This window comes from Actinotignum sp. usb-actsch-213 (assembly GCF_059085665.1).
On sequence record NZ_JBHNSQ010000026.1, the window covers coordinates 1 to 25,974 of the forward strand.

The 25,974-nt window shown below is 60.9% G+C and carries 19 protein-coding genes and 1 pseudogene; 10 read left to right on the forward strand and 10 right to left on the reverse strand.

Features of this window, described 5'->3' with window-relative positions; translation table 11 throughout:
* Together AC5RK6_RS01770 and AC5RK6_RS01775 are read left to right on the forward strand one after the other, a co-directional pair.
* Window positions 1-360 (forward strand): annotated as a pseudogene (locus AC5RK6_RS01770) (hypothetical protein); the annotation flags it as partial.
* Window positions 361-571: 211 nt separating this feature from the next.
* On the forward strand, window positions 572-1,288 hold the full coding sequence (locus tag AC5RK6_RS01775; RefSeq protein ID WP_274733846.1) for a YczE/YyaS/YitT family protein: 717 nt from the start codon (window positions 572-574) through the stop codon (window positions 1,286-1,288).
* 83 nt (window positions 1,289-1,371) lie between these two features.
* Here the strand turns inward: AC5RK6_RS01775 and AC5RK6_RS01780 are convergent, their stop codons facing one another.
* The 4 genes from AC5RK6_RS01780 to AC5RK6_RS01795 form a co-directional block, all read right to left on the reverse strand.
* Entirely contained in the window at window positions 1,372-2,421 is a 1,050-nt protein-coding gene (locus AC5RK6_RS01780; protein WP_274735514.1) for a glycosyltransferase family protein, read from the reverse strand.
* Window positions 2,418-5,021: a sodium-translocating pyrophosphatase gene (locus AC5RK6_RS01785; RefSeq protein ID WP_016441688.1), complete on the reverse strand. Its 2,604-nt coding sequence runs from the start codon at window positions 5,019-5,021 to the stop codon at window positions 2,418-2,420. Before AC5RK6_RS01785 ends, AC5RK6_RS01780 begins: the two co-directional genes overlap by 4 nt.
* Window positions 5,022-6,025: 1,004 nt before the next feature.
* Entirely contained in the window at window positions 6,026-6,223 is a 198-nt protein-coding gene (locus AC5RK6_RS01790) for a YbdD/YjiX family protein (protein ID WP_016441686.1), read from the reverse strand.
* A gap of 12 nt (window positions 6,224-6,235) precedes the next feature.
* On the reverse strand, window positions 6,236-8,734 hold the full coding sequence (locus tag AC5RK6_RS01795; protein WP_435730833.1) for a carbon starvation CstA family protein: 2,499 nt from the start codon (window positions 8,732-8,734) through the stop codon (window positions 6,236-6,238).
* A gap of 542 nt (window positions 8,735-9,276) precedes the next feature.
* Here AC5RK6_RS01795 and nrdD point away from each other — a divergent pair.
* From nrdD to tal, 5 genes are all read left to right on the forward strand, one after another.
* Window positions 9,277-11,436 carry an anaerobic ribonucleoside-triphosphate reductase gene (gene nrdD, locus AC5RK6_RS01800; protein ID WP_320757344.1) on the forward strand — a complete coding sequence of 720 codons (2,160 nt, stop codon included), beginning with the start codon at window positions 9,277-9,279 and terminating at the stop codon, window positions 11,434-11,436.
* Window positions 11,437-11,613: 177 nt separating this feature from the next.
* A complete protein-coding gene (gene nrdG, locus AC5RK6_RS01805; RefSeq protein WP_320757343.1) occupies window positions 11,614-12,243 on the forward strand; it encodes an anaerobic ribonucleoside-triphosphate reductase activating protein in 630 nt (209 codons plus the stop codon).
* The gene (locus AC5RK6_RS01810; protein WP_320757342.1) at window positions 12,227-13,591 is read left to right on the forward strand and encodes an OFA family MFS transporter; all 1,365 of its coding nucleotides are present in this window, start codon (window positions 12,227-12,229) and stop codon (window positions 13,589-13,591) included. Before nrdG ends, AC5RK6_RS01810 begins: the two co-directional genes overlap by 17 nt.
* A gap of 36 nt (window positions 13,592-13,627) precedes the next feature.
* Window positions 13,628-14,038, forward strand: coding sequence for an OsmC family protein (locus AC5RK6_RS01815; RefSeq protein ID WP_320757341.1), 411 nt, complete (start codon window positions 13,628-13,630; stop codon window positions 14,036-14,038).
* 36 nt (window positions 14,039-14,074) lie between these two features.
* Entirely contained in the window at window positions 14,075-15,175 is a 1,101-nt protein-coding gene (gene tal / locus AC5RK6_RS01820; RefSeq protein ID WP_435730832.1) for a transaldolase, read from the forward strand.
* Between the two features lie 50 nt (window positions 15,176-15,225).
* On the opposite strand, the gene AC5RK6_RS01825 is transcribed toward tal, so the two are convergent.
* From AC5RK6_RS01825 to AC5RK6_RS01840, 4 genes are all read right to left on the reverse strand, one after another.
* Window positions 15,226-16,857 (reverse strand): glycoside hydrolase family 32 protein, encoded by a 1,632-nt coding sequence (locus AC5RK6_RS01825; protein WP_320757339.1) that lies wholly within the window; start codon window positions 16,855-16,857, stop codon window positions 15,226-15,228.
* A 2-nt stretch (window positions 16,858-16,859) separates the two neighbouring features.
* Entirely contained in the window at window positions 16,860-17,738 is an 879-nt protein-coding gene (locus AC5RK6_RS01830) for a carbohydrate ABC transporter permease (protein ID WP_274733861.1), read from the reverse strand.
* The gene (locus AC5RK6_RS01835) at window positions 17,735-18,718 is read right to left on the reverse strand and encodes a carbohydrate ABC transporter permease (protein ID WP_320757338.1); all 984 of its coding nucleotides are present in this window, start codon (window positions 18,716-18,718) and stop codon (window positions 17,735-17,737) included. Before AC5RK6_RS01835 ends, AC5RK6_RS01830 begins: the two co-directional genes overlap by 4 nt.
* Window positions 18,719-18,784: 66 nt before the next feature.
* A complete protein-coding gene (locus AC5RK6_RS01840; RefSeq protein ID WP_320757337.1) occupies window positions 18,785-20,083 on the reverse strand; it encodes an ABC transporter substrate-binding protein in 1,299 nt (432 codons plus the stop codon).
* A 238-nt stretch (window positions 20,084-20,321) separates the two neighbouring features.
* Between AC5RK6_RS01840 and AC5RK6_RS01845 the strand changes: the two genes are divergently transcribed.
* Window positions 20,322-21,338, forward strand: coding sequence for a LacI family DNA-binding transcriptional regulator (locus AC5RK6_RS01845; RefSeq protein WP_320757336.1), 1,017 nt, complete (start codon window positions 20,322-20,324; stop codon window positions 21,336-21,338).
* Between the two features lie 15 nt (window positions 21,339-21,353).
* Here the strand turns inward: AC5RK6_RS01845 and AC5RK6_RS01850 are convergent, their stop codons facing one another.
* The gene (locus AC5RK6_RS01850) at window positions 21,354-22,394 is read right to left on the reverse strand and encodes a hypothetical protein (RefSeq protein ID WP_435706306.1); all 1,041 of its coding nucleotides are present in this window, start codon (window positions 22,392-22,394) and stop codon (window positions 21,354-21,356) included.
* Window positions 22,395-22,610: 216 nt separating this feature from the next.
* On the opposite strand from AC5RK6_RS01850, the gene AC5RK6_RS01855 reads away from it, so the two are divergent.
* Together AC5RK6_RS01855 and AC5RK6_RS01860 are read left to right on the forward strand one after the other, a co-directional pair.
* Window positions 22,611-23,552 (forward strand): nucleoside hydrolase, encoded by a 942-nt coding sequence (locus tag AC5RK6_RS01855; RefSeq protein ID WP_320757395.1) that lies wholly within the window; start codon window positions 22,611-22,613, stop codon window positions 23,550-23,552.
* A gap of 2 nt (window positions 23,553-23,554) precedes the next feature.
* Window positions 23,555-24,964: an MFS transporter gene (locus tag AC5RK6_RS01860; protein ID WP_435706305.1), complete on the forward strand. Its 1,410-nt coding sequence runs from the start codon at window positions 23,555-23,557 to the stop codon at window positions 24,962-24,964.
* A gap of 38 nt (window positions 24,965-25,002) precedes the next feature.
* Here the strand turns inward: AC5RK6_RS01860 and AC5RK6_RS01865 are convergent, their stop codons facing one another.
* On the reverse strand, window positions 25,003-25,824 hold the full coding sequence (locus AC5RK6_RS01865) for a coiled-coil domain-containing protein (protein WP_320757333.1): 822 nt from the start codon (window positions 25,822-25,824) through the stop codon (window positions 25,003-25,005).
* Window positions 25,825-25,974 lie beyond the last annotated feature (150 nt).

A 25,974-nucleotide genomic window follows, 5' to 3' on the forward strand; every position in this document is an offset into this window, starting at 1 on the left:
CCGTTCAAGGACGATAAGTTCAATAAGGACGGCAAGCCCGGTAATACCGATCCGCTCAACCCGGATACTGACGGTGATGGACTCACCGATGGTGACGAGGTGACCGGTGCCAAGAATGGTGGCAAGGCGACCAACCCGAACAAGGCCGATACCGATGGTGACGGTATCAACGACGGTGACGAAATCAAGAACGGCACCGACCCGTTGAACCCGAACGATCCCGGTAAGCCTGCGCCGAAGCCCAAGAAGGTCAAGAAGACTCTTCAGGTGACAGGTGCAACGAGCGTCGGTCTTGCCGGCACGGCAGCACTCCTGCTGCTCGCCGGTGGACTCGTGGTGACGCGGCGCCGCAAGGCATAAGCTGCTGAACTAATCGCATAACACAAGCGAGGGGCTGGTAGAGAATCCTCTAGAGGATGATCTACCAGCCCCTCCTTGCAGATGAAGCCGCTCGCACGAATGACGAAAGCGACCTCCGCCACGGCCCAGGAAATGCCCGCCTGCATGCACTACGCTGGTGATGCCGCGGTGTGGCACGGCGGCTTCCCTGAGATTGAAAAGGTGGCTCGTCATGTTTGAGACACTGCGCTGCGCCCGCGAATGGACGTTACGCCCGGGCAGCCTGCTGCGTCGCTCGCTGGTATGCCTCATCGGCGTGATCCTCACCGCCATCGGCATCACCGTGGCCCTCAAAGGTCACGCCGGCGTGGATCCTTTCACGGCCCTCCTCCAGGGCGTCAGCCACGTGACGGGCCTGTCTTTTTCCTGGGTGGTCCCGGCGGTCAATATCGCCCTCATCGCCCTCATTTTCCCCTTCGATCACAAAGTCTTCGGGCTGGGCACCGTCCTCAACTTCACCCTGGTCGGGGTACTCGTCACCAGCTTCACCGGCATTCTCGATTCCATCTACGTTTTCACGTATTCCATCCCCGGGATGCTCGCCCACCTCGCGGTAGGGCTAGTTATTTTCGCGCTCGGGCTCTCGCTCTACATCACCCCGGATATCGGGCAGGGCGCCGCCGACTGCATCGTCCCCGTCCTCCTGCGCCGTTTCCCGGGCCACTCCTACCGCACCTTCCGCGTGGCCCAGGACTTCATCGTGGTCCTCATCGCCCTCGCACTCTTCCGCTTCGACCTCAGCAGCGGCGTGATCGGCATTGGCACCGCGATTATGGCGCTGGGAATTGGCGTCGTCGTCGATTTCTTCAACCGCACCGTCGCGTACCGCCTGGTAGGTACGACGACGCCCTACACGGCCCGCCCCGCCCCCGCTATCACCGAGGAATAAAACGCGAGGTCAAAGCGAGGCCGCAGGCGCTGGCGCCGTCGTCGTTATGTTTGCGCCTAACCCTACGCACACGGCACCGACTCCTACGCGAACCACCTCCGCACCGCGGCTGTGATTTCCCGGTCGAAGGCATCATCGGAGTGATGCGCCGCGATCCACTCGCGGAAACTCCCGCCGCAAGCCGCATCCAGATCCGCCCGGCACTGCGCGGTGCGGGTAAGAACCCTGGTGAGCATGGCCGCGGCGGCCGCGGTATCGCCATCCGGATAGAAGAAGGGATAGTGCTCGGGCAGCAGGGCGCGGGCCCAGGCTACGTCCGGGAATACCCCGAGCGCCCCGGCGCCCAGCGCCTCCACGTAGGACAGCCCGTAGGATTCCTCCGCGGCCGTGGCCAGGAACGCCGTGGTATGCGCGAGAGCCTCGTAATACGAAGTGCGGGTATCGGTGAGCGGCCCCACGTGCATCCACGGCAGGCGCGAATACGTCATGGCTTTCTCGGAAACCAGATGCGCTTCGTGCAGGCGCATCTCCACCGTGAGCGGGATAAGCTCACGCACCCGGGTCAGCACATCCATAAAGAACTCGGGGCGTTTGCGCGGGGAAAGGTAGATCGCGGGGTAGAGCACCACCGGGACGTCCGGCTCGTGCCGCTCCTGCACGTGATCGAGGCGGAAACCGAGATTCACCCACCCCAGCTTCAGGCGCCCGGCCAGCGGCGGCACCGTCCACTTATTGACCATCTCGCGGATCTCCCCGGCGGTGCGCTCCGAATTCGCGAACGTGGGGAAGAGTGCGCAGGAAAGCGCCACCGGGGCGAGTTCCTCGGCGCTTTCCAGGGTAGACACCGGCAGCCACACAAAATTCATGAGGCGCGGGGTAGCGTGGCCGGCCTTGCGCAGGCGCGCCCACAGGGCCGGAGTGTCATGCACATCCATAGTGATAACAACCGTATCCGGGGCAAGATCTTGCGCGGATGCTGCCGCCGGGTCAAGAACCGCGGCGCCCGGGTCAAGAACCGCGGCGCCCGGGAAAATACGCAAGAGACGCCGCAGCAGGGTGGCGCCGGCATCCTGGCCGACTATATTTCCTTCCGGGCTGAGCTGCGCGCCGGACCAGTGCACGGCGATATTCATGCCAGGACTCCCTTCTCGGGTTCAGAGGTGGGTTCAGAGGTGAATCCGGATCCGGGTTCGGATTCTGATGCGGATGCAGATTCTGATGCGGATGCGGGCTCGTCCAGCAGCGGATCCTCCGTGGAGGCCTGGATTCGCATGCTGTAGAAGGAGCGGTAAATAAAGACGAGCGCGAGGGCCCCGAAGCACACCGCCAGGCCGGTGACCACCGCGGTGAGATTCTGGGCATTGAGGCTCACGGCCAGCTCCACGGCGAGCAGGCCGAAGAGGGTGGTGAACTTAATAATCGGGTTGAGGGCCACCGAGGAGGTGTCCTTGAACGGATCGCCCACGGTATCACCCACGATGGTGGCATCGTGGAGCGCGGTGCCCTTCGCGTGCAAATCCACCTCCACGATCTTCTTCGCGTTATCCCAGGCCCCGCCCGCATTCGCCATGTAAATAGCCTGGTAGAGGCCGAAAATAGCGATGGAAATGAGGTAGCCGATGAAGAAGTACGGCTCGATAAAGGCGAAGGACAGCGTGGCGAAGAAAACCGCCAGGAAAATCGTGAGCATTCCCTGCTGCGCGTACTGGGTACAAATTTCGACGACGCGCCGCGAGTCATCATGGGAAGCCCGCTCCGCATTCTTATCCAGGTGGATGGAATCCTTGATGAACTCCACCGCCCGGTAGGCCCCCGTGGTCACCGCCTGCATCGACGCCCCGGAGAACCAGAAGATCACCGCACCCCCGCTGATAATCCCCAGCAGGAACGGGGCGTGCATGAGCGACAGCATCTCGATCCCGGCGGTCAGCCCGCCGGTCAGCCCGATAATAATGGAGAAAATCATCGTGGTGGCACCCACCACCGCGGTACCGATGAGCACCGGCTTGGCGGTTGCCTTGAAAGTATTGCCGGCGCCGTCGTTCTCCTCCAACATGAGCTTGGCGCGATCCCACTGCGGCGCGAAACCGAAACCGGAGCGAATGTCGGCGTCGATATCAGGAAGGGCCTCAATGCGGGAGAGCTCGTAAACCGACTGGGCGTTATCGGTCACCGGCCCGTAGGAATCCACCGCGATCGTCACCGGTCCCATGCCCAGGAAACCGAAAGCCACCAGACCGAAAGCGAAAACCGCCGGCGCTAGCATGAACTCGCGCAGGGTGGCATCCGCGATCACGAATGCCCCGGCCATGAGCCCCACAATGGTGATACCCAGCCAGAAAGCGGAGAAATTCCCGGCCACCACGCCGGAGAGAATATTGAGGGAAGCCCCGCCCTGGCGCGAACTTTTCACCACTTCACGCACGTGCCGCGAGGTCGTGGAGGTGAAGACCTTGACCAGCTCCGGGATGAGCGCCCCCGCGAGAGTCCCGCAGGTGACGATCGTGGCGAGCGCGAGCCACAGTGCGCCGTCGTGCCCACCCAAAACGAGCCAGGAGATCCCGTACACGCAAGCAATGCAGAAAATCGAGGTGAGCCACACGAGTGAACTCAGCGGTTTTTCGAAATTGAGGGTGGTGGCCTGCGCGTAGCGGGTCGCGGCCAGGCGCGCATTGAGCCCGTAGGCCAAGGCCGAGGCGATAATCATCGCCACCCGCACCGTGAACACCCACACCAGCAGGGTGGCTTGCAGCGCCGGATCATGAACGGCCAGCACAATAAAGGTCACCAGCGCCACCCCGGTCACCCCGTACGTTTCGAAGCCGTCCGCGGAGGGGCCCACCGAATCCCCGGCATTATCACCCACGCAATCGGCGATAACACCCGGGTTCCGCGGGTCGTCCTCATCAATTTTGAACACGATTTTCATGAGGTCGGAGCCAATATCGGCAATCTTCGTGAAAATACCACCGGCGATGCGCAGGGCCGACGCCCCCAGGGATTCCCCGATGGCGAAGCCAATAAAGCACGCCCCGGCCACATCCGCGGGCAGGAACAGCAAAATGACGAGCATCATCAGCAGTTCCAGGGAAATGAGCACCATCCCGATGGACATCCCCGAACGCAGCGGCACCTGGTGCAGCGGCAGCGGGCGCCCGCGCAGCGAAGCGAAAGCCGTGCGCGCATTGGCCAGGGTGTTCACGCGAATCCCGAACCACGCCACCGCGTAGGACCCGCCCATACCCAGCAGCGAGAACGCCACCACAATCGCGAGCTTGCCCCACGTGAAGCCCACGAGGAACTTGTAGTAGACCACGATCACCGCGGTGATGAAGGCCCAGAGCACCAGCAGGAATCGCCCCTGCTTGACCAGGTAGGCCTTGCAGGTTTCGTAAATCAGGTCCGCGACCTCGGCCATGGCCCGATGCACCGGAAGCTTACGCAGATTCATATACGTGATGAGCCCGAAGCACAGTCCCAGCACGCATACCCCCACCCCGATGAGGAGGAGCAGCCGGCCGGAAACCCCGCCCACCGCGCTCACGCCCGACAGGTCAGGCAGTACGATATTTGCTTCACCTCCGTGCACAGTTGCCGCACCGGCGGGCGCGCTCGCGGATGCGGCGCACGAACCTAGGGCAACGGGAGCCAGCGCGAGCGCCCCGAGCAGGGGGAGCAGCCGGCGTGGACGCGAGGTGTTCTTGTGTGTGGATACAGAAAAACAACGTCCCATAATTACCTCGACATAAAATGATGAGGCTCCTTTGCCTCTCTTTCATCCTAGGTCGGCCGGGCGATCAGTAATAGGGACCAGGTACGACGACGCCACACAAGTGTGCGCCACTTTCGCCGCGAGAGGCCGGTCGTCGCCGCGTCTAGGCCCGAGGTCCCACGGTGGGTGGGTCTTTCGGTGCGGGGGCTTTCGGTGCGGGGTCTTTCGGGGTGTCCGGACAGGCACTCTGAGCCGGGCGGGCCAGACCGAGCGCTCTGAACCGGGCGGACTAGATCGCGCTTTCTGAACCGGCGAGGCACTACGTGTTTTCAGAGCTGTACTTCATTTGTCGTACGTTTGAAGTACACCTCAGGAAAAACACCCCGCCCCGCCGCTGCGGAGCTCCGGCTCTGCGGGCGCGCGAGGCGGACTGCGTATGTGGATTGGCTGGGGATGGGGTGAGTCATATCGGTATACCGGTGTTGCAGATGGGTTTGGTTGGCGTAGTGGTACTGGAGAACGTCGGGCCTGACAGAGTGGTACTGCACGACAGAAAATCGGGTATTGGTTGTAGCTCCAGTACCACTTTGTTCGTGATCGCCGCGGGTGCCCTCTCGGAGACCGGAAAATGCATCCTCTCGACCGTAGGTCTTGTGGAAAGCAACGCTATGACGGCGGGGCCCACAGAAAGCAACGCTATGGCGGTAGGTGCCGCAGAAAGCAACGTCATGACGGCGGGGCCCACAGAAAGCAACGCTATGGCGGTAGGTTCCGCAGAAAGCAACGCTATGGCGGTAGGTGCCGCAGAAAGCAACCCCAGTGCATGATTTGGAAAACTTAATGTATTTGCTGTTGCATTTTGTGCGGAGCGGGAAGTGGGGCACATGGAAGTGGGACAAAGCACCGCTCCCCGAACGGCGGACCGAAGTCCGAGGTTCGGGGAGCGGTGTTATTGGCCAGTTTCCAGCCCGGCGCCTCATGCCAGCTCAGCGCCCGGCACCTGTTCAGCGCCCAGCGCCCAGCGCTTAGCAGCAGCCGGTGGAGACATTCTCCTCGTCGAAGGCTGCGCGCTGACGCCAGAAATCACGTTCGGCAAGCGGCGGATGATCGGGGTGTTCACGGGCATGCCGGGCTACGTATTTGTCGTAGGCCGATTCGCCGGTGAAGTCCCGCCACAGGCTGCGAGCATGTGCCGCGAAGGCGCGAAGCTGGGTAATAAACATGGACCTGATCTCCTAGTGCTGGGCGGACTCGGAAGAATCCGCGTCGCTGGCAGAGCCCGCCTTGGCTGCGGGCGCCGTCGTACCAGAACCATCGCCAGAACCATCGCCAGAACCAGCACCCGCACCGTGCGGTGCCGCGCCCTTACGGTGATCGAAACCGGGAATCAACGCCGGGTCGCCCACGACGGCGTATTCCGCCACCACCTTCTTCTCCAACTTGGTCGGGAAGAGCTGGGTAGGCGCGTAGAAGTTGGATTCCTGGTAAGGATCTTCGGAATTCACGTACTTCTTCGCGGTGATAACCCGGATGATCTTGATAATCGCGCAGACCAGCACGAAGGCCACCGTGGCCAGGAAGATGACGGAGAGCCAGCCCTGGATGAAGGTGTTGCGCACAATCGCGGACTGGATACCGATGGCCTCGGTGTCGCCGGCGGCCTGCGCCTTCGCGAGCGCTGCCTTAGCGTTGGTGTTCTGGGTGAAGTACCCGATGGCGGCGTCGGAGGAGAAGATCTTCTGCCAGGACGCCGCGAAGGTGACCACCAGGTCGAAGGTTGCGGCAATGCCCGGGATCCAAGCCCATTTCGCCCAGCCCTTATTGACCACCACCACGGTGCACAAAATAAGCGCCAGGGCGGCGATGAGCTGGTTGGCTACGCCGAAGAGCGGGTAGAGGGTTTGGATACCACCGCGCGGGTCGGTCACGCCCATGAGCAGCAGCGAACCCCAGGCCGCCACCACCACGGCCGTGGTAATCCACGCGCCCACTCGCCAGGAGGGATCCTTGAACTTGGGCAGCACATTGCCCAGGGCGTCGCCCAGCTGGAAGCGGGCCACGCGGGTCACAGCGTCCACCGCGGAGAGGATGAAGAGCGCCTCGAACATAATCGCGAAGTGGTACCAGAAGCCCATCATGGCCTGGCCGCCACCTACCTGGTGCAGAATATGGGCGATAGCTACCGCGAGGGTGGGCGCACCACCGGTACGCGAGGTGATGGAGGTTTCCCCAACGTCCTCGGCGACCTTGTCGAAGGCCTCCGCTCCCACGTAGGTTTTCTCATTTCCGTTCTCATCCCAGGATTCCCACCGGGCTTCCACCGAATTGCCGTGGGTATCGGTGACCGCGAGGTTTTGCACCGCGGCAGCCGAAAGTTCGGCGCGGTTATCGGTCATCTGCACGATGGCCGTGCCCGCCAGCTTATCGGTGGTGTGCTCGGAGGTATTCATACCGAAGTAGATACCCATATTGAGGGAGGAGGCCGCAGCCAGCGCCATAATTGCCACGAAGGATTCCATGAGCATGCCGCCGTAGCCGATCATGCGCACCTGGGATTCCTTCTGGATCATCTTCGGGGAAGTACCTGAGGACACCGTTGCGTGCATCCCGGAGAGCGCCCCGCAGGCGATGGTAATAAAGAGGAAGGGGAAGAGTTCCCCGGCGAACACCGGCCCGTCCGTATTCGAGGCGAATTCGGTGACGGCCGGCATTTCCACCAGCGGGCGCACGATGAGGATGCCCAACGCCAGCACCACAATGGTGCCGACCTTCATGAAGGTGGACAGGTAGTCACGCGGGGTGAGGAGCAGCCATACCGGCAGCACCGCCGCGAAGAAACCGTACACAATCATGCACCACACGAGGGTGGTGGGGGATAGGTGCAGGAAAGCCTGGCCGAAATCGGATTCCGCCACGTAGCGGCCCCCGATAATCGCACCGAGCAGCGCAATGAACCCAACAATAGACACCATCGTGATATTGCCGGGCTGCACGAAACGCAGCCACAGGCCCATACACAGCGCAATGGGGATGGTCATACCGACGGCGAAAACGCCCCACGGCGAATCGGCCAGCGCGTTCACGCAGATCATGGCGAGCACGGCCAGCACGATCATGAGCATGACGAGGATCATGACCGCGGCCACGGCCCCGCCGACCTTCCCGATTTCGTCCACGGCCATCTGGCCGAGGCTGCGCCCGCCACGACGCATAGAGAAGAAGAGGACAAGCATGTCCTGGACGGCACCGGCCACGCACACCCCGAAGATAATCCACAGGGTGCCGGGCAGGTAGCCCATCTGGGCGGCCAGTACCGGGCCCACCAGCGGGCCGGCACCGGCGATAGCGGCGAAGTGATGCCCGTAGAGGACCACGCGGTTCGTCGGGTCGAAGTCGCGTCCGTTATTGATGCGTTCGGCCGGCGTCGCGTTGGAATCGTCGGGCTTCATAATGGTTTTTTGAATAAAGAGCGCGTAGAAGCGGTAGGCGATCATGTAGGTGCAGACCGACGTCACCACGAACCACGCGGTATTAACTTGTTCACCGCGATAGAAGGCGAGCATGTACCAGCCCGCAACACCGAGGGCTGTGACGAGGACCCACACCGCGATGCGCGGCAGCGTCCACTTCGTATGCGGTTTTGTTCCGACCGGAACACCATGGCGGTTCCGGATAATATATTTTTCCTCTTCCTCGGAATACTGAGGAAGAGCAGTGTCAGCTGGTGCACTCATAGCTGAAACTCCATTTATATGGGCCGGCGCTGTCCGCGTGGACGGCAGCGCTGGCATCTCGAGCGGATTCTCGGTTGAGTACCCGGGTGGCGTACGCCACCACCTCCGATAATAAACGGGTGCAACAGTGTTGCGTTAACTTACGTTCCCGTTACCGGCCTTATTGTGAGCTAGACCACCGAAATTGCTGCTCGTGATGGTGAAGTGCGACGACGCCGCCAGGTGGTCGGGTGTCGCCTTGGGGTGTAAATGGCAGTCTGGAGCCATTTTCTCCCAAATCGCAAGATGTAGGGGTGCTAAGCGGATGGCGCCCCTATAGATAGTGGTAAGCTCGCCCGGTGGGCGCGAAACGCGGCACTGAAAAAATGTGTCACACATCATAAAGATGGCGGGTGTGGGGAGAGAGTGGCGCGGCGTCGCCCTTTACGGAGCCGGGTGCGGTGCTCGCGGTGCAAAAAACGCGCCCGTGTGACACGCGAAGCACACCGGTGTCATTCTGGCCGACTACTATATGTAGTGTTCGATTTTTACGGAGGCACAAGATGTTGATTGATACCTCAACGACCACGGGGGTAGTCGTCACCAAGCGTGACGGTCGGTCGGTTAGCTTTGACGCCGGTAAGATCTACCGCGCAATCGCGCTGGCAATGAACAGCCAGGGTATTGACGATTACGCATTCGTTGAGGAAGCCACCCGTACGGTCATCGATCATCTTGATACTGCCAAGCTTGACGTTCCCACCATCCAGACGGAAGTGGAAAACGTTCTCATGGCTTCCCGCTACCCGCAGGTGGCGCGCGCTTATATCGAATATCGCCATGATCGTGATACTGCGCGCGAACAGGCCATGGATATTTCGCGCTCCCTGGATAAGCTCATGCAGCGCGATAAGACTGTGGTCAATGAGAACGCGAATAAGGACTCCACTGTTTTTAACACCCAGCGTGATTTGACCGCGGGTGCGGTGGCCAAGGCCTACGCCCTCAAGTACCTGCTGCCCCCGGCGGTGGCCAATGCGCATATTAAGGGCGATATCCACTTCCACGATCTGGATTACAATCCCTTCCAGCCCATGACCAATTGCTGCCTGATCGATATTGAAGGCATGCTGCGTGATGGCTTCCAGATCGGTAATGCTCGGGTGGAATCCCCGCGTTCCATTAACACCGCTACCGCGCAGATCGCTCAGATCATCGCGAATGTGGCTTCCAGCCAGTACGGCGGCTGCTCGGTGGATCGCTGCGATGAAGTGCTTGCCCCCTACGCGGAACTTAATTACGCCAAGCATCTCAAGGATGCGCAGCGCTGGGTTTCCGAAGATAAGCGCGATGAGTACTGCTGGGAAAAGACGAAGAAGGACATCTACGATGCCATGCAGTCCCTGGAGTATGAGATCAATACTCTCTACTCCTCGAACGGGCAGACTCCTTTTGTCACCCTCGGTTTCGGCCTGGGTACCAGCCGTTTCGAGCGGGAAATCCAGAAGGCAATCCTGACCATTCGTATTAAGGGCATCGGGGCCGATGGCCATACCGCGATCTTCCCGAAGCTCGTCTTCGGGCTGCGCCGCGGGGTTAACCTCAACCCTGAGGATCCCAATTACGACGTGAAGCAGCTCGCTTTGGAATGTTCCACGAAGCGCATGTATCCGGATGTCCTTTCTTATGACCGTCTCACCGAGCTGGAAGGTGATTACAAGGCTCCCATGGGTTGCCGTTCCTTCCTGCCTAAGTGGGTGGATCCGGAAACCGGTGAGGCCGTGAACGCCGGGCGTAATAACCTGGGCGTGGTGACCCTCAACGTGCCGCGCATTGCACTGCAGGCGCGCGGGGATAAGCAGCGTTTCTGGAAGATCTTCGATGAGCGCATGCAGGTAGTTAAGGAAGCTCTGGTCTACCGCGCCCAGCGTTGCGAGGATGCCACTCCGGAAAACGCCCCCATTCTCTACCGCTACGGTGCCCTGGGTATCCGCGCGGAAGAAGGCGATGAGGACGTCACGAAGTTCTTCCACAATCAGCGTTCTACGCTATCCATTGGTTACATTGGCCTGTACGAAGCCGCTACCGCTTTCTACGGCCCCAATTGGGAGCACAATTCCGAAGCGAAGGAATTCACCATGGATATCGTGCGCCGCTTGAGTGCGTACGCTGACCAGTGGAAGAAGGAGTACCCCTACTGGTTCTCCGTCTACTCCACCCCGGCTGAATCACTGACCAACCGTTTCTGCTCCATGGATCGTGAGCGTTTCGGTGCGGTTCCGGATATCACCGCGAAGGATTACTACACGAATTCCTTCCACTACGATGTGCGCAAGAAGATCACTCCTTTCGAGAAGATTGACTTCGAAGCGCCCTACGCGGAGTACACCAAGGGTGGTTTCATCCACTACTGCGAGTACCCCAAACTGACCCATAACACCGCGGCTCTGGAAGCGGTATGGGATTATGCTTACGATAAGGTGGCCTATCTGGGCACCAATACTCCGATTGATAAGTGCTACGAATGCGGTTTCAGCGGGGAATTCGATCCCACCGCGGAGGGCTTCAAGTGCCCGAACTGCGGTAATGATGATCCCGACCGTTGCGATGTGGTCAAGCGGACCTGCGGGTACCTCGGTAATCCGGTCAAGCGCCCCATGGTGCACGGCCGGCATGAGGAAATCATTTCCCGCGTTAAGCATATGGACGGTCCCTGCGCCTAAACTCCTGGGTGTCCGGTGCCGCGTGGTTGAGTGCCGCGTGCCCGGTGCACCCCAGCACCTAAGGCCCCGTGCGTCTTAGCTCTTCGCTGGCGCACTCTCGCAAGGCTCCCCGCACTCGGCGAATGTGCCGGGCGCGGGGAGTATTGTGACTCAGGGACTGTGAAAAGGTAAGGAAGAATGCGAGAATTGCGCCTGCTCTCCACACCTCCGGAAGCTCCGGGGGTGCACCAACCCAAGCGCCCCGGCGCGTGGGATGGGCGGCGTTTGTCACGCAGCTACGTTGCGGATTACAAGCCCTTCGTCATGGTGGACGGGGAAGGGGTGCGTTGCGCCATTTACGTTTCCGGCTGCCCCTTCAAATGCCCGGGCTGCTATAACGTGGCGGCCCAGAGTTTTCGCTACGGTACCCCCTACACGGAAGAACTCGAAGAACGCATCCTTGAGGACTGCGCGAAAAGCTACGTGGCCGGAGTGTCCTTCGTGGGCGGGGAACCGTTCCTCAATACTCCGGTTCTGCTGCCGTTAGCGCGGCGTTTCCGGGAGCGCTTCGGGAATAGTAAAACAATTTGGAGCTGGAGCGGATACACCTTCGAGCAGCTCCTGGAAGAAACCGAAGATAAACGCGAACTTCTTTCCCACGTGGACGTGCTGGTGGACGGGCCCTTTATCCAATCCCAGTTCATTCGTGACCTCACGTTCCGCGGCTCCAAGAACCAGCGCATTATCGACGTGCCCGAAACATTTGCCGCCATGCAAGCCGGGTGCGAAGCCCCGGTGCGGCTCTGGAAAAATGGAGATTACGACTAACGTGACCAGCACTCACCCTGCCGCTCAAGAACCCGCGGCCCAACAGTCCGCTGACCAGCACCTAGGGAACCAGGCCCCCGCGGATCAGCATCCCGAGGATGAGCGTCCCGCGGCCCAGCCGCCGGCAACGATGCCGCGCCGCAGCCGCGTCCTTATTGGAACACTTCTTGCCATTATGACCACCGGGGCGCTCACCGCCTTCTCTATTTTTGTGCGCCCGCTCGCCGCGAGCCGCGGCTGGGCAGCGCCGGATATTATGCTGGCCTTCGGGCTCGCCTCCCTGGTAGTGCCCTTTATTATGATTGCCTCCGGCACGCTCTTGCGGCGCGGTTACGCGGCCCAGATGATGGCGGTGGGCGGTACCTGCTTCGGGCTGGGACATATCCTGGCCGGCCTAGCACCCACCCTCCCGCTGTTCGTGCTCAGTTACGGGTTGGTCACCGGCGGAGGTCAGGGTCTCTTCTACTCGGCTGCGCTCACTAATACCATGCGTTTCTTCCCCGACCGGCGCGGTATGGTGGCCGGTCTCATCACCGCCGGGATGGGAATCGGCCCCATGATTATCGCCCCGGCCGGCCAGCATCTCATTGCCGGCTACGGCGTGCACAGCGCCCTGGTGATTCTCGGCATCGCTTTCACGGTGATTAACGCCGCCGCGGTCATCTTCCTGGTGCGTCCTTTCCGGGAAGAATACGGGGCCTACCTACCTCGCCCGGCGGGCACCGCCGCAGCCGCCGGACCGCGCGCGAGCCTGAATCCGCTCCAGATGCTCGCCACCCCCACCTTCTGGCTCATCCTCGCAATTTTCGTCACGGCTGCTTTCGGTGGCATCATGGTGAATGCCAATATGGCGCCGCTCGCTACCAGTATTGGGTTCGACGCCGCAGCCGCGGCTCTCACCGTCTCACTTTTCGCGGTCGCGAACGCGGCCGGGCGGCTGGCCTGGGGCTGGCTTTCCGACCGCATCGGTATTCCGCTGTGCCTGGTGGCGGTGCTCGGCTGCGCAGCCGGTGGGCTCGCGCTTCTTGCGCTATCCGAGCGCGGGGCAACGGTACTCTTCCTTACCGGGGCCATCCTCGTGGCCCTGGCCTTCGGGGGCACCATGAGTCTTTTTGCGCCGCTGACCATGCAAAGCTTCGGGCCGCGTCATAATGGAACCAACTACGGCCTCATGTTCCTCGGTTTCTCGCTGGCCGCCGTCGTCGCCCCGCGCTGGGCCGCGGCAAGTGCCGGTGCCCACGGCGGTTCCTTCACCCCGGCCCTGTGGGGTGCTTGCGTACTGGCAGCGGTCGGTCTTTTCTTGGCCGGACTTTTCCGCTGGTGGAAAGCGCGCTCACCACAGCGCTGAGCTTTCCCGTAAAGTGAAAGAAACAAGGAGGTAGCTATGGCTCAGCTCTCTGCCCGGCGTATCGGGCATCTTCATTTCACCGCCGTTAATGATCGCGGTGCTAGCGTGGAAATCGGGAAAGGTCCCGAACAATTCACCCCCGGGGAACTCATGCAACTGGCGGTGGCCGGCTGCCAGGCCCTCAGCGCGGATTCCCGTTTCGAGCAGGCTCTCGGGGAGGGCTACCGTGCCACCTTCACGGTGAGTGCGGATGCGGACCGCGAGGATAACCGGTTCACCGCGTTCCACACCGCTCTCGAGGTGGAATTTGCCGATATGCCAGAAGAAGCGCGCGCTGCGCTTTTGGGGCGGGTAGACCGCGCCATTGAGCGGGCTTGCACGGTGGGTCGCACTCTTGACCACCCCGTCCCGCATGACCTGGAGATTCGCAACGCTGCGGATAACTAGGATGCCTTCGGGTACCACGGAGAAAGGACAGCAAGCATGAGTACCGCTAGCTTGAGCGATGCCGGAGTGAGTATCTGGCTGGATGATTTATCCCGCGAGCGGATTGCCTCCGGGAATCTCGCTTCCCTTATTGACACCCATACGGTGCGGGGCGTGACCACGAATCCCACAATTTTCGCCGCGGCCCTGCGCAACGGGGAAAGCTACACCGAACAGGTGGCCGCTACTGCGGCGGCCGGCAAGGATGGCGACGAGGCGATTTTTGACATCATCATTAAGGACGTTCAGGACGCCTGCGATATTTTCCACCCCATTTATGAGGAATCCGGTGGGGAAGACGGGCGTGTTTCCATCGAAGTTTCCCCGGAGTTGGCGCATGACACCTCGGCCACCGTGGCCCAGGCCCGCCAGCTGTGGGACCGGGTGGATCGCCCGAACGCTATGATCAAAATCCCGGCCACTAAGGAAGGCCTGCCGGCTATTACCGAAGTGATCGGCCACGGGATCTCCGTGAATGTCACCCTCATCTTCTCCCTGGCGCGCTACGGCGAGGTTGTGGATGCCTACCTCGCCGGCCTGGAAAAGGCCCAGCGTTCCGGGCATGCACTCAGCGATATTCACTCGGTGGCTTCGCTTTTCGTTTCCCGTGTTGATACAGAAGTGGATGCCCGTCTGGAGAAGATCGGTACTGAGGAAGCCTTGGCGCTGCGCGGTAAGGCCGGGGTAGCCAATGCTCGCCTGGTCTACGAAATCTTCGAGAAGAAATTCGCTTCCGAACGTTTCACCGTGCTGGCTGCGGACCACGCGCATGCCCAGCGTCCGCTGTGGGCTTCCACCGGGGTCAAGAACCCGAATTATCCCGATACGCTCTACGTTACCGAGCTGGTGGCTCCCGCAACCGTCAATACCATGCCGGAAAAAACCCTGGAGGCCACCGCGGATCACGCGGAGATCACCGGGGACACGGTGCGGGAGAACTACGGGCAGACACATCGGGTTTTCGAGGAACTCGCCGCGGTGGGCGTCGATATGGGCGATGTAGCCGCCCAGCTCGAACGCGAAGGCGTGGAGAAGTTCATCGTCTCCTGGAAGGAACTGAGCGAAACGGTCAGCACCGCGCTCGCGGCTGCCCGGTAGAGCCGGCTGCCCGGTAGAGCTGGCCGCCCGGTAGGGCAGGCTGCCCACGTTTAGCTCGCCGGGTTCTCCGCTTCAGCTTTCGTTTCTGGCTCCGGCTTGGCCTGGGGGAAAGCATCCATCATCTCCCACGCCGAGGCCGCGACCGCGATATCACCCTCCTCAGCCAGGAGGGTGATATCACGTTTGCCCTCCACGAAAGCAAGAGAGGAAAGCACCCGCTCGCCGTTCCCGGCAATCACCTCCACCGATCCGGCATCAACGAGCACCCGGAAGCTCAGCGGGGCCAGTGCAGATTCGCCAGCTCCGGCGGATTCTCCCGCTTTCTTAGCGGCTGTCTCACCGGCAATTTCACCGGCGCGTTCGCCCCAGAGGCGATAGGCCGGTGCCCAGGGGGCAGCCCGGTAGCCCAGATTCTCCACCGCCGCGCCGCGGTCCACCCCGATGGTGCCGCTATTGCGATCCACGATGATGCTCACGGAACTGGCATCCGAACCGATGCGCAACCGCAGTCGTTCGCATTCACCCGTGAGTACACTCACGGAAATATCCGCTGCGGTCACATCCCGGGCGATGGTGAGGGGCGCGCTGGCGGCGAGTGCGGCGTCGTCGTTCCACACACACCGGCCCCGCAAACGCGTGAGGGCAGGGGCGGGCCGTAAGCACAGGTCACCGGACTCAAGAGAGACGCTCATCGGTACCGTGAGCTGGCCGGACCAGCCGTCGGCCGCGGAGGCCGGGGCGCGCCCGAAGCTGCCCATCCAGCCGAAAAGCGTGCGCTGTCCGGCAATGAGGCAGGTCTGCGGCGCGTAAAAACTGTGCCCCCAATTGAGGGTGCGATAGGGCGCGGTGGGTTCAAAGCTTTCGCCAGGCTCCCAGCTGCCCAGCAGGTAGCCGGCGCTATTGACATTGCAATGCGCGAAACCTTCGGGGCGGATGCCCATGGGGGAGAAAATCAGCACCCACGTATCGTCGAGCGGGAAGAAATCGGGGCATTCGAGCATGAAAACCCGCGGATCGGGGTGCCGGTAGAGCACGCATTCGAAGCTCCAGCGCGCCAGATCCGGGGAGGTGTACATCCACACTTCACCGCGGCGGTCGCTGCTTTGCACGCCCACGACCATGCGGTACGTATCGCCGTGGCGCCAGACTTTCGGGTCGCGGAAATCGCGCACGCCTTCCGGGGTGGGTACGACGACGCCTTTCTTCTCAAAGGTCACTCCGTCACGTGAGATCGCCCGGCACTGCGACTGCCCGCAGCTGGCGGCTGGTAGATCACCGATGCCGGGCTGGCTCGCCACAGTGCGATTCCCGGTGTAGAACACCTCGAGGTGCCCGCAGGGGGCCTGGAGGGCGGAGCCGGAGAAAACTCCGTCGCGGTCGGCTTCCAGGGAGGGAGCCAGGGCGAGGGGGCGGCGCTCCCAGGTGGCGCCGTCGCGCGAAACCACATGTCCCCAGTGCATGGGCCCCCATTCAGTGGAGTAGGGGTGGTGCTGGAAGAACACGTGGAGTTCTTCGCCGGTGTGGACAAGGCCGTTGGGGTCGTTGATCCAGCCGGCAGGTGCCGCGATATGGAAACGCGGGTACCAGCGCGGATTCACGGCGGCGGCGAGCTGCGCATTCGCGGCGCGGGCTCGGGCCAGCGCCGCATCGTGGTCGGCGGTGAACTCGAAGGAAAGCGACATGGTTATCCCTTAATACCGGAAGCGGCAATAGAGTTGACGAATTGTTTCTGGAAAGCCAGGAACAGCATAATGACAGGAACGGTAATCAGCGTGGAGAACGCCATGATCTGGCCCCAGGATACGTTGAGCTGCTGGAAATAGTCGATTCCGATCATTGCCGGGCGTAACTCCTCCGAGCGTACCGTCATGAGTGGCCACAAGTAGGAATTCCAAGCCGGTAGGAAAGTCAGAATCGCGACGGTCGCGGTGGCTGGGCCGGACAGTGGCATAACGATAGAGCGGTAAATCTTGAACCAGCTCGCCCCGTCCACGCGCGCCGCTTCATCCAGCTCGCGCGGAATGGAATCGAAGTACTGGTAGAAGAGATAAATCGAGAGTGCGTTGGCAATAAAGGGCACGATCTGCACTTGGTAGGTATCCAGCCAACTCTGTGAGAACCCGTTGGCGTCCAACCACGGAAGCTTATTGACCCACCACAGCAGTGGCAGCGCCAGAGTTTCAAAGGGAACAATAAGGGTGGCGATCACAAGCGTCAGCGAAATCTTGCGGCCGCGGAATTGCAGGCGGGAGAGTGCAAAAGCTGCCATGGAATTGACGATGAGCCCGAAAACCACGATGCACACCGAAATAATGACGGAGTTGAGGAGGAAGCGCCAGAACGGCACCCGGTTGAAGACCCCGGAGTAGTTATCGAAACTAAGGTCACCTACCGGAAGGAAAGCCTCGAGGCCACCCATATCCCCGAAAATCTGGGTATCTGGTTTGAAACTGGAGACCACCATGAAAAGGAGCGGCAGGCCGAAGATGGCGGCCAAGCCAATACGAAGTGCCCAGATTCCAATAGCGCGGGGGATACTGCGAGACGACGTCGTGGTGCTCATGCGCGGGCCTCCTTATCGCGAGTGAGATAGCGTTGCACAAGATTTACGGCAAGAACCAAGACGAAGAAGACTAGGGAAATTGCTGCGGCATAGCCGGTTTGTTGCTGGTCGTATCCGGTTCGCACCGCCTGGTAGACCACTGTTGAGGTGGAATCGAGGGGCCCGCCCTTCGTCATAATATTGATCTGGGTGAAAAGCGAGAACGCCGCGATGGTGATCGTAATAAGAATAAAAGTGCGGGTTTGGCGCAGTCCCGGCCAGGTCACGTGCTTGAACTGCTGCCAGGTTGATGCCCCGTCCAGAGACGCCGCTTCATAAAGTTCACCCGGGATCGTTTGCAGACCGGAGAGCCAAATAATCATATGCATCCCGGCGGCCTGCCAGGCGGACATCACGATAATGGCGAAGAGTGCCCAACTCGGATCGCCCAACCAATCCGGCCCGGAAATACCAACTTTGGCCAGTAGTGCGTTGAGCAGGCCATCGGGCTGGTACATGAAAAGCCACAGCATGGAGACCACGACCATGGAGGTCACCATAGGCAGGAAGAATACGGTGCGGAAGAAGTTCAAGCCCGGGAACTTCTTATTTACGAGCAGTGCCATAATGAGAGCCAGCCCAGACTGCCCGGGCACAATAACGAGGGCGAAAATTAGGGTATTGCGCAGGGACGCCCAAAAGACCTCGGTTCCAAATAACCGCTCAAAATTCTCCAGTCCAATGAATTGCATCGGCCGCGGGGAGATGAGACGCGCGTCAGTAAAAGCGAGAATGAAGGTGAGGACAATGGGAACAACGAGGAAAAGCAGCATGAGAATCCCCGCGGGAGCCAGCATTCCCCATCCGGCGCGTGCTTGCGCGGAGGTTTCGCGCCGATATTTTTGCGACGGTGCAGCGGTTGCCTTAGCACGCTGAGAAGATGCGGACGCCGGCCGGGGTGCGTGCTTACTCTCCGCGGTGGCCTGGGGTGCAGAAGTCATATCACTGGCCTTTCGGCAAGGTGCGTGAGCTACCACTGGCAGCTCACGCACCCTGCACATCAGGTGTTACTTAAAGAAGCCGTTGGCTTTTTGGTTGGCGTCAATATTCGCCACGGTTTGGTCGAGAATCTTCTTGGGATCCCCGCCGTTGAGGATGTCCTGGGTTGCCTTGGTGAATTCGGTAGCGATGAAGGGGTAGCCGGCTGTTTCAGGACGTAGCACCGCGTACTTCTTAGAGAATTCCCGGAAGATAGAGTACTTCCCACCTTCGGCGAAAGCCGGAACTTCCGCGGTGGCGGCATCAGTTGCCGGGATATTACGGGTGGCAACCGAAACGGAGGCTACGTATTTATCCTGGGCGGCAAACTTCATGTAGTCCAAGGCTCCCTCGGGGGCAGGGCACGACGGCGACATTCCCCACTGCCAGGAGCCGCCGCCAATCTTCGGGCCCTTACCAAAATCAGGCGGCGGGAGGAAAACAACGTCGTCGCCAAAAGCCTCTTCGGTGGGTTGTGCAGCCCACGAACCCATCCACAAGAAAGCTGATTTTCCGTTAATGAAATCCTGCGTGGGATCCGAGCCCGCATTGGCCGGCGTGTAGCCCTCGGTTACCAGGGAACGCATCCACTTTGCCCATTCCAGGGCCTCCGGACCGTTGAGTGCACCTTCCGCGCTTTCGAACTTCGAGCGGTCAATAAGATCACCGCCGAAGCTCTGCAGGTAAGGGGAGTAGGCGTAGGGATACCATTCACCCTGGTCTGCGGTATTGATATCGAAGGGCACGGCGTATTTCCCGGAGGCTTTCACCTTGGCTAGGGCGTCGGTGAACTCATCACGTGTCCACGGCTGATCCACGGTGGGGGTGCGGATGCCGAATTCATCGAGGATGGACTTGCGGGTAATGACGGATAGAGCCACATCGTAGTAGCCGTAGGAGTAAATCTTGTCCTCGTAGCGTCCCACCGTGGTGGGGAGGAATTTATTGAGGGTGTCATCCATGCCTTCGAGCGGGGCAAGGTAGCCGGCCCACGCCCAGTTAGGAACATTGGGGCCGTCAATATCCATAATGCACGGGAGGCTATTGGAGGAAGCGGCCGCCACCACAGATTGGTTGTAGGAAGCCTGCGGGAAAGCCTGCATGGTGACTTGGTACTTATCAGATTGTGCGTTGTAATCGGCAACGATTTGCTCGATGGCGGCGAGCTCTTCTTCGTTGCCGGCGTTATGAGTCCACATGGTGACTTCTTGTTTCCCGTCCGCAACATTGCCTTGGGACGAGGTTCCGCCCTTACTGCAAGCGCTCAGCGTGAAAGCGAGTGCAGCGGCGGATGTTAGTGCGGTGAGTTTCCGGAATCTTTTACTCATCACCCCTCCTTGGGTTTGTTTGGCGCCCCGCCCGGGAAGCGGGAACGTGCTAAAAGGGAGAACCATCACGCGGCACCTTTGCACCGTGATAAATGCATTTAGCACTTGCCAGAAAGTGTAGGACTGCTCGTGGGTATGCGCAATGTGGGGGTGTGTATGAGCTTGGTCACCTTGGTGATCGGATACTCTTAGCTCAGGCTGTGGCCCAAAGGTGGGAAGAATGGCGCGAGGAGGTTGAATGAAGCGAGCGACGATCGCTCAGGTGGCACAACGAGCGGGTGTTTCACCCACCGCGGTGAGCTTGGTGCTAAATGATCGCCCCGCGCGTCTCTCTCAAGAAGTACGGGATCGGGTGATCGAGGCGGCGGCCGCCCTCAATTACCGGCCCAACCCGGCCGCACGTTCTTTGCGGACCAATACCACCGGGATTTACGGAGTGATTAGCCGGGACGTGACTGTTACGCGTTACGCTTCGGCGATGCTGCGTGGGATTCTCGACGCTGCGGATCAGGCTGAAAAAATCGTGTTTCTCGCGGAAGTTGGGGATAGCGCAAGCCGGGCGGAGAATTCGGTGCGTGAAATGCTCAATCGTAATGTTGATGGTCTTATCTTCGCGGAAATGGGAGCGAAGATGATCACCGTGCCGAAGAGCGTGACGGGCCTGCCGGTGGTGGTGTGCAATGCGGTTCCTGATCGGGAGGGAGTTTTCCCGGCGGTGCTTCCGGCTGAATACGAGGCTGGGCGGCGTATGGCCAATGTTCTCATCGAGGCCGGGCACCGCAAAATCGCGATTATTGGCATGGATGACGGTCTGCGCGAGCCGCGCATCTCCGCCACGATCGGCCATCGTTTTGACGGAATCCTGGATGCTTTCGAGGAAGCGGGCCTCAGGCCGGTAAAGATTTTCCCGGGCACGCTTTGGGACCCGGATTTAGGTTACGAGGCGATGGGCGACCTGTTGGATAATGGTCCGGAGTGTACCGCGATTCTTGCCCTCAATGATCGTATTTCTTTGGGTGCAATCCAGCAGTGTTTGGGGCGGGGTATGCATCTGCCGGATGATCTCTCTATTGCTTCTTTCGATGACGATGAAATCGCGCTCTACGTTCACCCGGCTCTCACCACCATCGCGATTCCCTACTGGGAGATCGGGCAAACTGCCACCCGCCTCCTGGGTGAGGAAGGTGCGGGAGATCGCGATATTCACCTGGTGGATATGCCGCTGCGCATGCGTGAATCGGTGCGCCGGATCTAGGTGCGGGGCTTGGGCTTATTCTGCCCGCAGCACCTGCATCACTCGCCGGGCGAGCTCGGGCATCTGCTCTGGGCAATAGCGCTGATCGATGGGTAGGGCAAGGATATTCGGCCAGTTGACCGCATGAGTCAGGCACGGCCAGAAAGCGGGGGTGAAAACTCCGTGGGCGGCAAGGAGTTCGGCACAATGGTGCGGGTTATGCGACGCGGGCCAGCTTGGCGGTAGGGCGTCCAGACGGAGGGCGAGGGCGTAGAGCGCGCTGTTCGTAGCCCCGCGACTTTCTTCCCCATCGCCGAAGAGCGCCCCCTCCGGTACACCTTGGCTCATCAGGGCCGCGCGCAAAGCCCGAGCGTTGGTCCTCCGCCGCTCCAGCACTGCCGCGACATCGAGGTGGGCGAGAATATCCCGGGCGGCACCGCTCATCGAGCTCGGGCTGAGAGCGGCATCAATGGCGGCCTCAGCTGCGCCGTCGTTCTCCTCCCCGCGCAATTGCAGCAAGCCGCACCGGGTTACCTCGCGGGCCGCCGCATTATCCGCAGCCACGGCAGGAAGCGCGGCGCCGAACGCCCAGGCGCCGTCGGGAATCGGAAACCATTTCCGCAAGGACGCTGCGGCATAATGTGCCGGGATCTTTCGCGTCGCGTCACCACAAGGTGCGTGCGTGAAATCAGCGACGACGACGCCACCGCGGCCCTCCCACCCCTCGAGCACGGCCCGCAACTCGGGAGTGGGCCAGGCACCGAAGGTGGTGGAGATGAGCACCGCGCAGCGCCGCGGATCGGTGAGGAGTTTGGCAAGGGCGGCCGGATCGGGCACGAGATCCGGGCCAACCTGCACCCAGCGGACCCGGATGCCTTCGAGCTGGAACGGTGTGAGTGCAGTCGCGCACAGGAAGCCCGGCGCGATTACGCGACGGATACCGCGGGCGGCGAGCGCCTGGGCGATAAGGCCAAGAGCCTGGCGCCCCGATTGCACCAGCATCGCGCCGGGCGGAATCGGGAGCGCGCGCGAAGCGGAGCGGGGCGGGAGTGCGGTGAATTCGCCGCCGAAGATCATTGCGTGTCACCGCGGAAAAGAACTGCCGGAATGGTGATAAAAGGCGCGGTGGGGACGGAGATAACCGCGGCAGAGATTACCATCATTATCCCTTTCATTAAAGAGCCCGCAGTCGATATTTGTTTCGTATACTCATGATATCCGGCAAGGGTGCCGGGTGGTGATTACGGTCAGCACGAAGGTCGTGACCGAATCTAAGGAGGAACCACAATGAAGATGATTCTGGACCTGGATACAGGTGTTGATGATTGCCTGGCAATCACCTACGCTCTCGGATCACCGGAAGTCGAATTAATTGGCATTACCGGCACCTACGGGAATGTTCTGCTGGACACCGGCGTGAAAAACGATCTTGACCTTCTTGATCTTTTCGGGCATCCGGAGGTGCCGGTCTATCCGGGGATCCCGCACGCTCGTGAAAAGGACGGTTTTGAGGTCCTTGAGATTTCGGAATTCATTCACGGTAAGAACGGTATCGGGGAAGTTGAGATTCCGGTGTCGAATCGGGTTCCGCAAACCACGCCGGCACCCGAATTTATGGTGGAAGCGGTGCGGGAGTATGGCAGCGACGTCGTTATTGTTGCTACCGGCCCCATGACGAATCTGGCCCGCGCTATTGAACTGGACCCCACATTCAAAGACAATGCCCGCATCGTCATTATGGGCGGGGCGCTCACGGTTCCCGGGAATTGCAATGACGTCATGGAAGCGAATATTTCCCAGGACCCGGAGGCCGCGGATCTGCTCTTCCGCTCAGGTGCTCACGTGACCATGATCGGACTGGATGTCACGCTTCAGACGTTGCTCACCTATGAACATACGCAACAGTGGCGCGATCTTGGCACCCCGGCCGCCACTGCTTTGGCAGATATTACGGACTTCTATATCAAGGCCTATGAGACTACCGCCCCGCATCTGGGCGGCTGCGGTCTGCATGATCCTTTGGCCGTTGCCGTGGCTATTGATCCCACGCTGGTCACGCTCTTCCCCTGCAATATCAAGGTTGATCTGCACGAACCGGTGCGTGGGCGCACTATCTGCGATGAGGAACGGCTCAATGATCCGGTCAAGACCGCGGATGTGGCCATCGCGGTGGACGTGGAGCGTTTCCTTTCCGAGTTCATGTCCCGTATCACCTCGCTGTTGAAAGGCATCTGACCGTGGACGCGCGTGATCGATCTCAGGTTGATACCGCGGCTGCCATGCGCACGCTGCCGCAACTCATCATTATTTTCATTACCTCAATTCTCACGATCCAGGGCTTCAACCTGGTTTTCCAAGACATCGGCGCGCAGCTCAACGCGGTTGAGTATGCCCCGCTTATTACCTCAATTCCCGGCATTGTGCTGGGTATTGTGTGCGTGATTTACGGTTCGCTTGGCGATTTCGTTTCCCTGCGCAAAATGATGATGGCGGGTATCGTGCTCATCGTTATCGGCTCGGTGTTGGGACTGGTGGCATCGCGGTCCTCCATCTGGGTGGTGATTATCGCCCGTGCGATTCAAACAGCGGGCACGCAGGTATCCGGGTCCGTCTACCTCGTGGTGACCACCAAGTATGTCCCCGGGGTGAAAAAGGTTCTGTATTTCGGTGTCTTCACCGCGGCCTATCAGTTCTCCACGGCCATTGGGGTGCTCGCGGCTGGATGGCTTATCACCATGTCCTGGGTGTGGCTCTTCGCGATCCCGCTCATTTCGGTGCTCTTCATCCCCACCCTGTGGCGGGGCCTCCCGGATGTTTCCGGAAAGGCCCAGCGGATTGATGTGCCCGGCTTCCTGCTGGCCGGCGTTACGGTCACGGCCCTGGTCATGTACTTCAACTCGATGAACTGGCTTTACCTGGGCGCCTTCGCGGTGCTCCTGGTCCTCTTCATCATCTACATTTCCAAGGCCAAGAACCCCTTCGTCACCCCGGAGTTCTTCCAGAACCGCCGCTACCTCATGGCGGTCTCCCTGGTGCTGCTCTTCTACTTCGGTAATTACGCCATGACGCCGCTCTTCAACCTGGCAGGTGGTATTTTCCACGGCAAGACGGCCCTGGAAATGGGCTTCGTGCTGCTCGCCGGCTACGTTGTTGCGACCGCCATGGGCGTGATGAGCGGCGCAATCGTGGCGAAAATCGGCTGCGGGATGGGAATTGTACTGGCGGGTGGAGCTGCCGCTATCGGCGCCTTCCTTGCCGCTTTCACGGTAGACGAGGGCCTGTGGGGCATTATTGTTTCGGCGGTGTTCCTCTTCGGTGGCCTGGGCTTGGCCTATGCGCCGGTGGTGGATACCGTCATGGGAACCGTGGATGTATCCGAATCGGGGCGTGCGGTGGGCATGAATGACCTGGCTATGAATATCTCACCCTCGATTGGGATCGCAATCCTCGGGTCAATGATGCCCGCGGCGGTTCGCCCAGACGGCGTGGCCGAAGCGCAGTATCTCGCTGATTCCGCGCATAGCCTCACCCTGCTTTTCATCATCGTGGGCGCGACGTGCCTGGCTGGTTTGCTGGCTTTCTTCGCTTTCCGCCGCCAGCTTTTCCCAGCTGACGGCTGGGGGAAGGTTGCCAGTGAGGAGGCCTAGCCCGTTCGCACCGCACCGATAGGTGTAAGTGCGTGTTCTTATAAAACAATAATGAGCATCGCAATACCCAGCGCTGCCGCGAGTCCTCCCATTCCGAGGCTCAGGTAGCGCTGGGTTTGCGCGTGGGATTGCGCCTCGCGCAGCTCCGCCTGTGCCTCGGCCAGCTCATTGCCGGAGGTCTCCAGCTGGGTGCGGGTGGCGGCCAGCTGGGCCCGCGCTTCGCGCAGCTGCACCTCAAGAGTGCTGATCTGGCTGGTATAACGTTCCTGATGCGCGGCGGAGGTACGTGCCGAATCCACGGTGAGGCGCGCTTCCCGAGCCCGACCCGCCGCCTCGAGGGCCGCGTAGCGCCGTCGTTCTTCTTCTAGCTGCTGCTCTAAACCGCGCACGCGCGCAACCAGCCGGGCCGCGCGCCGCATCGCGTCCTCGCTGCGGGCCTGCGCGGTCACGGCGCTTTGTTCCACGCCCGAGGCGTAGACCACGCCCGCTTCCACTTCTTTTTCACGACGGCGCAAATCCGCCACCAGGCCCTCCAGCTCGGTCACGCGGGTCTGGAGCGTGGCGGCCTCCGCGCGGGCAGCCTCGCGCTCGCCACGCAGCTGCGAATTTTTCGCGCCCAGCGCTTCTACTTCGCGGTGGAGCGCGGTGCTTTCGCCGCGCAGCTTCGCGTGCTCCTCACGCAGCTTCGCGTGCTCACCACGCAATTTTTCGCACTCTGCGCGCAGCTGGTCGCGCTCGTCCCGGAGTGTGGCTTTTTCCGTGGTGGGAGAAGGAGTGGAAGATGGTGCGGGCACCGAGGCGCGTTTGCCGCGCGCGGGAGTATCAAGTGCCCGAGAACCGCGCCGTCGCTCCGTAGCCATGTCCCTCCTTTGTCCGCGCCTGACTTTACCTAATAAACATAGCGCGCGCAGATGCTTATGGCCCGCCCGCGGCGGCCTTTCCTGCCTAAATACCGGGAGCGTGAGAGATGCCACTCAGCTTCATAGCGGTTGTGGTGGGCAGGGGCCAAT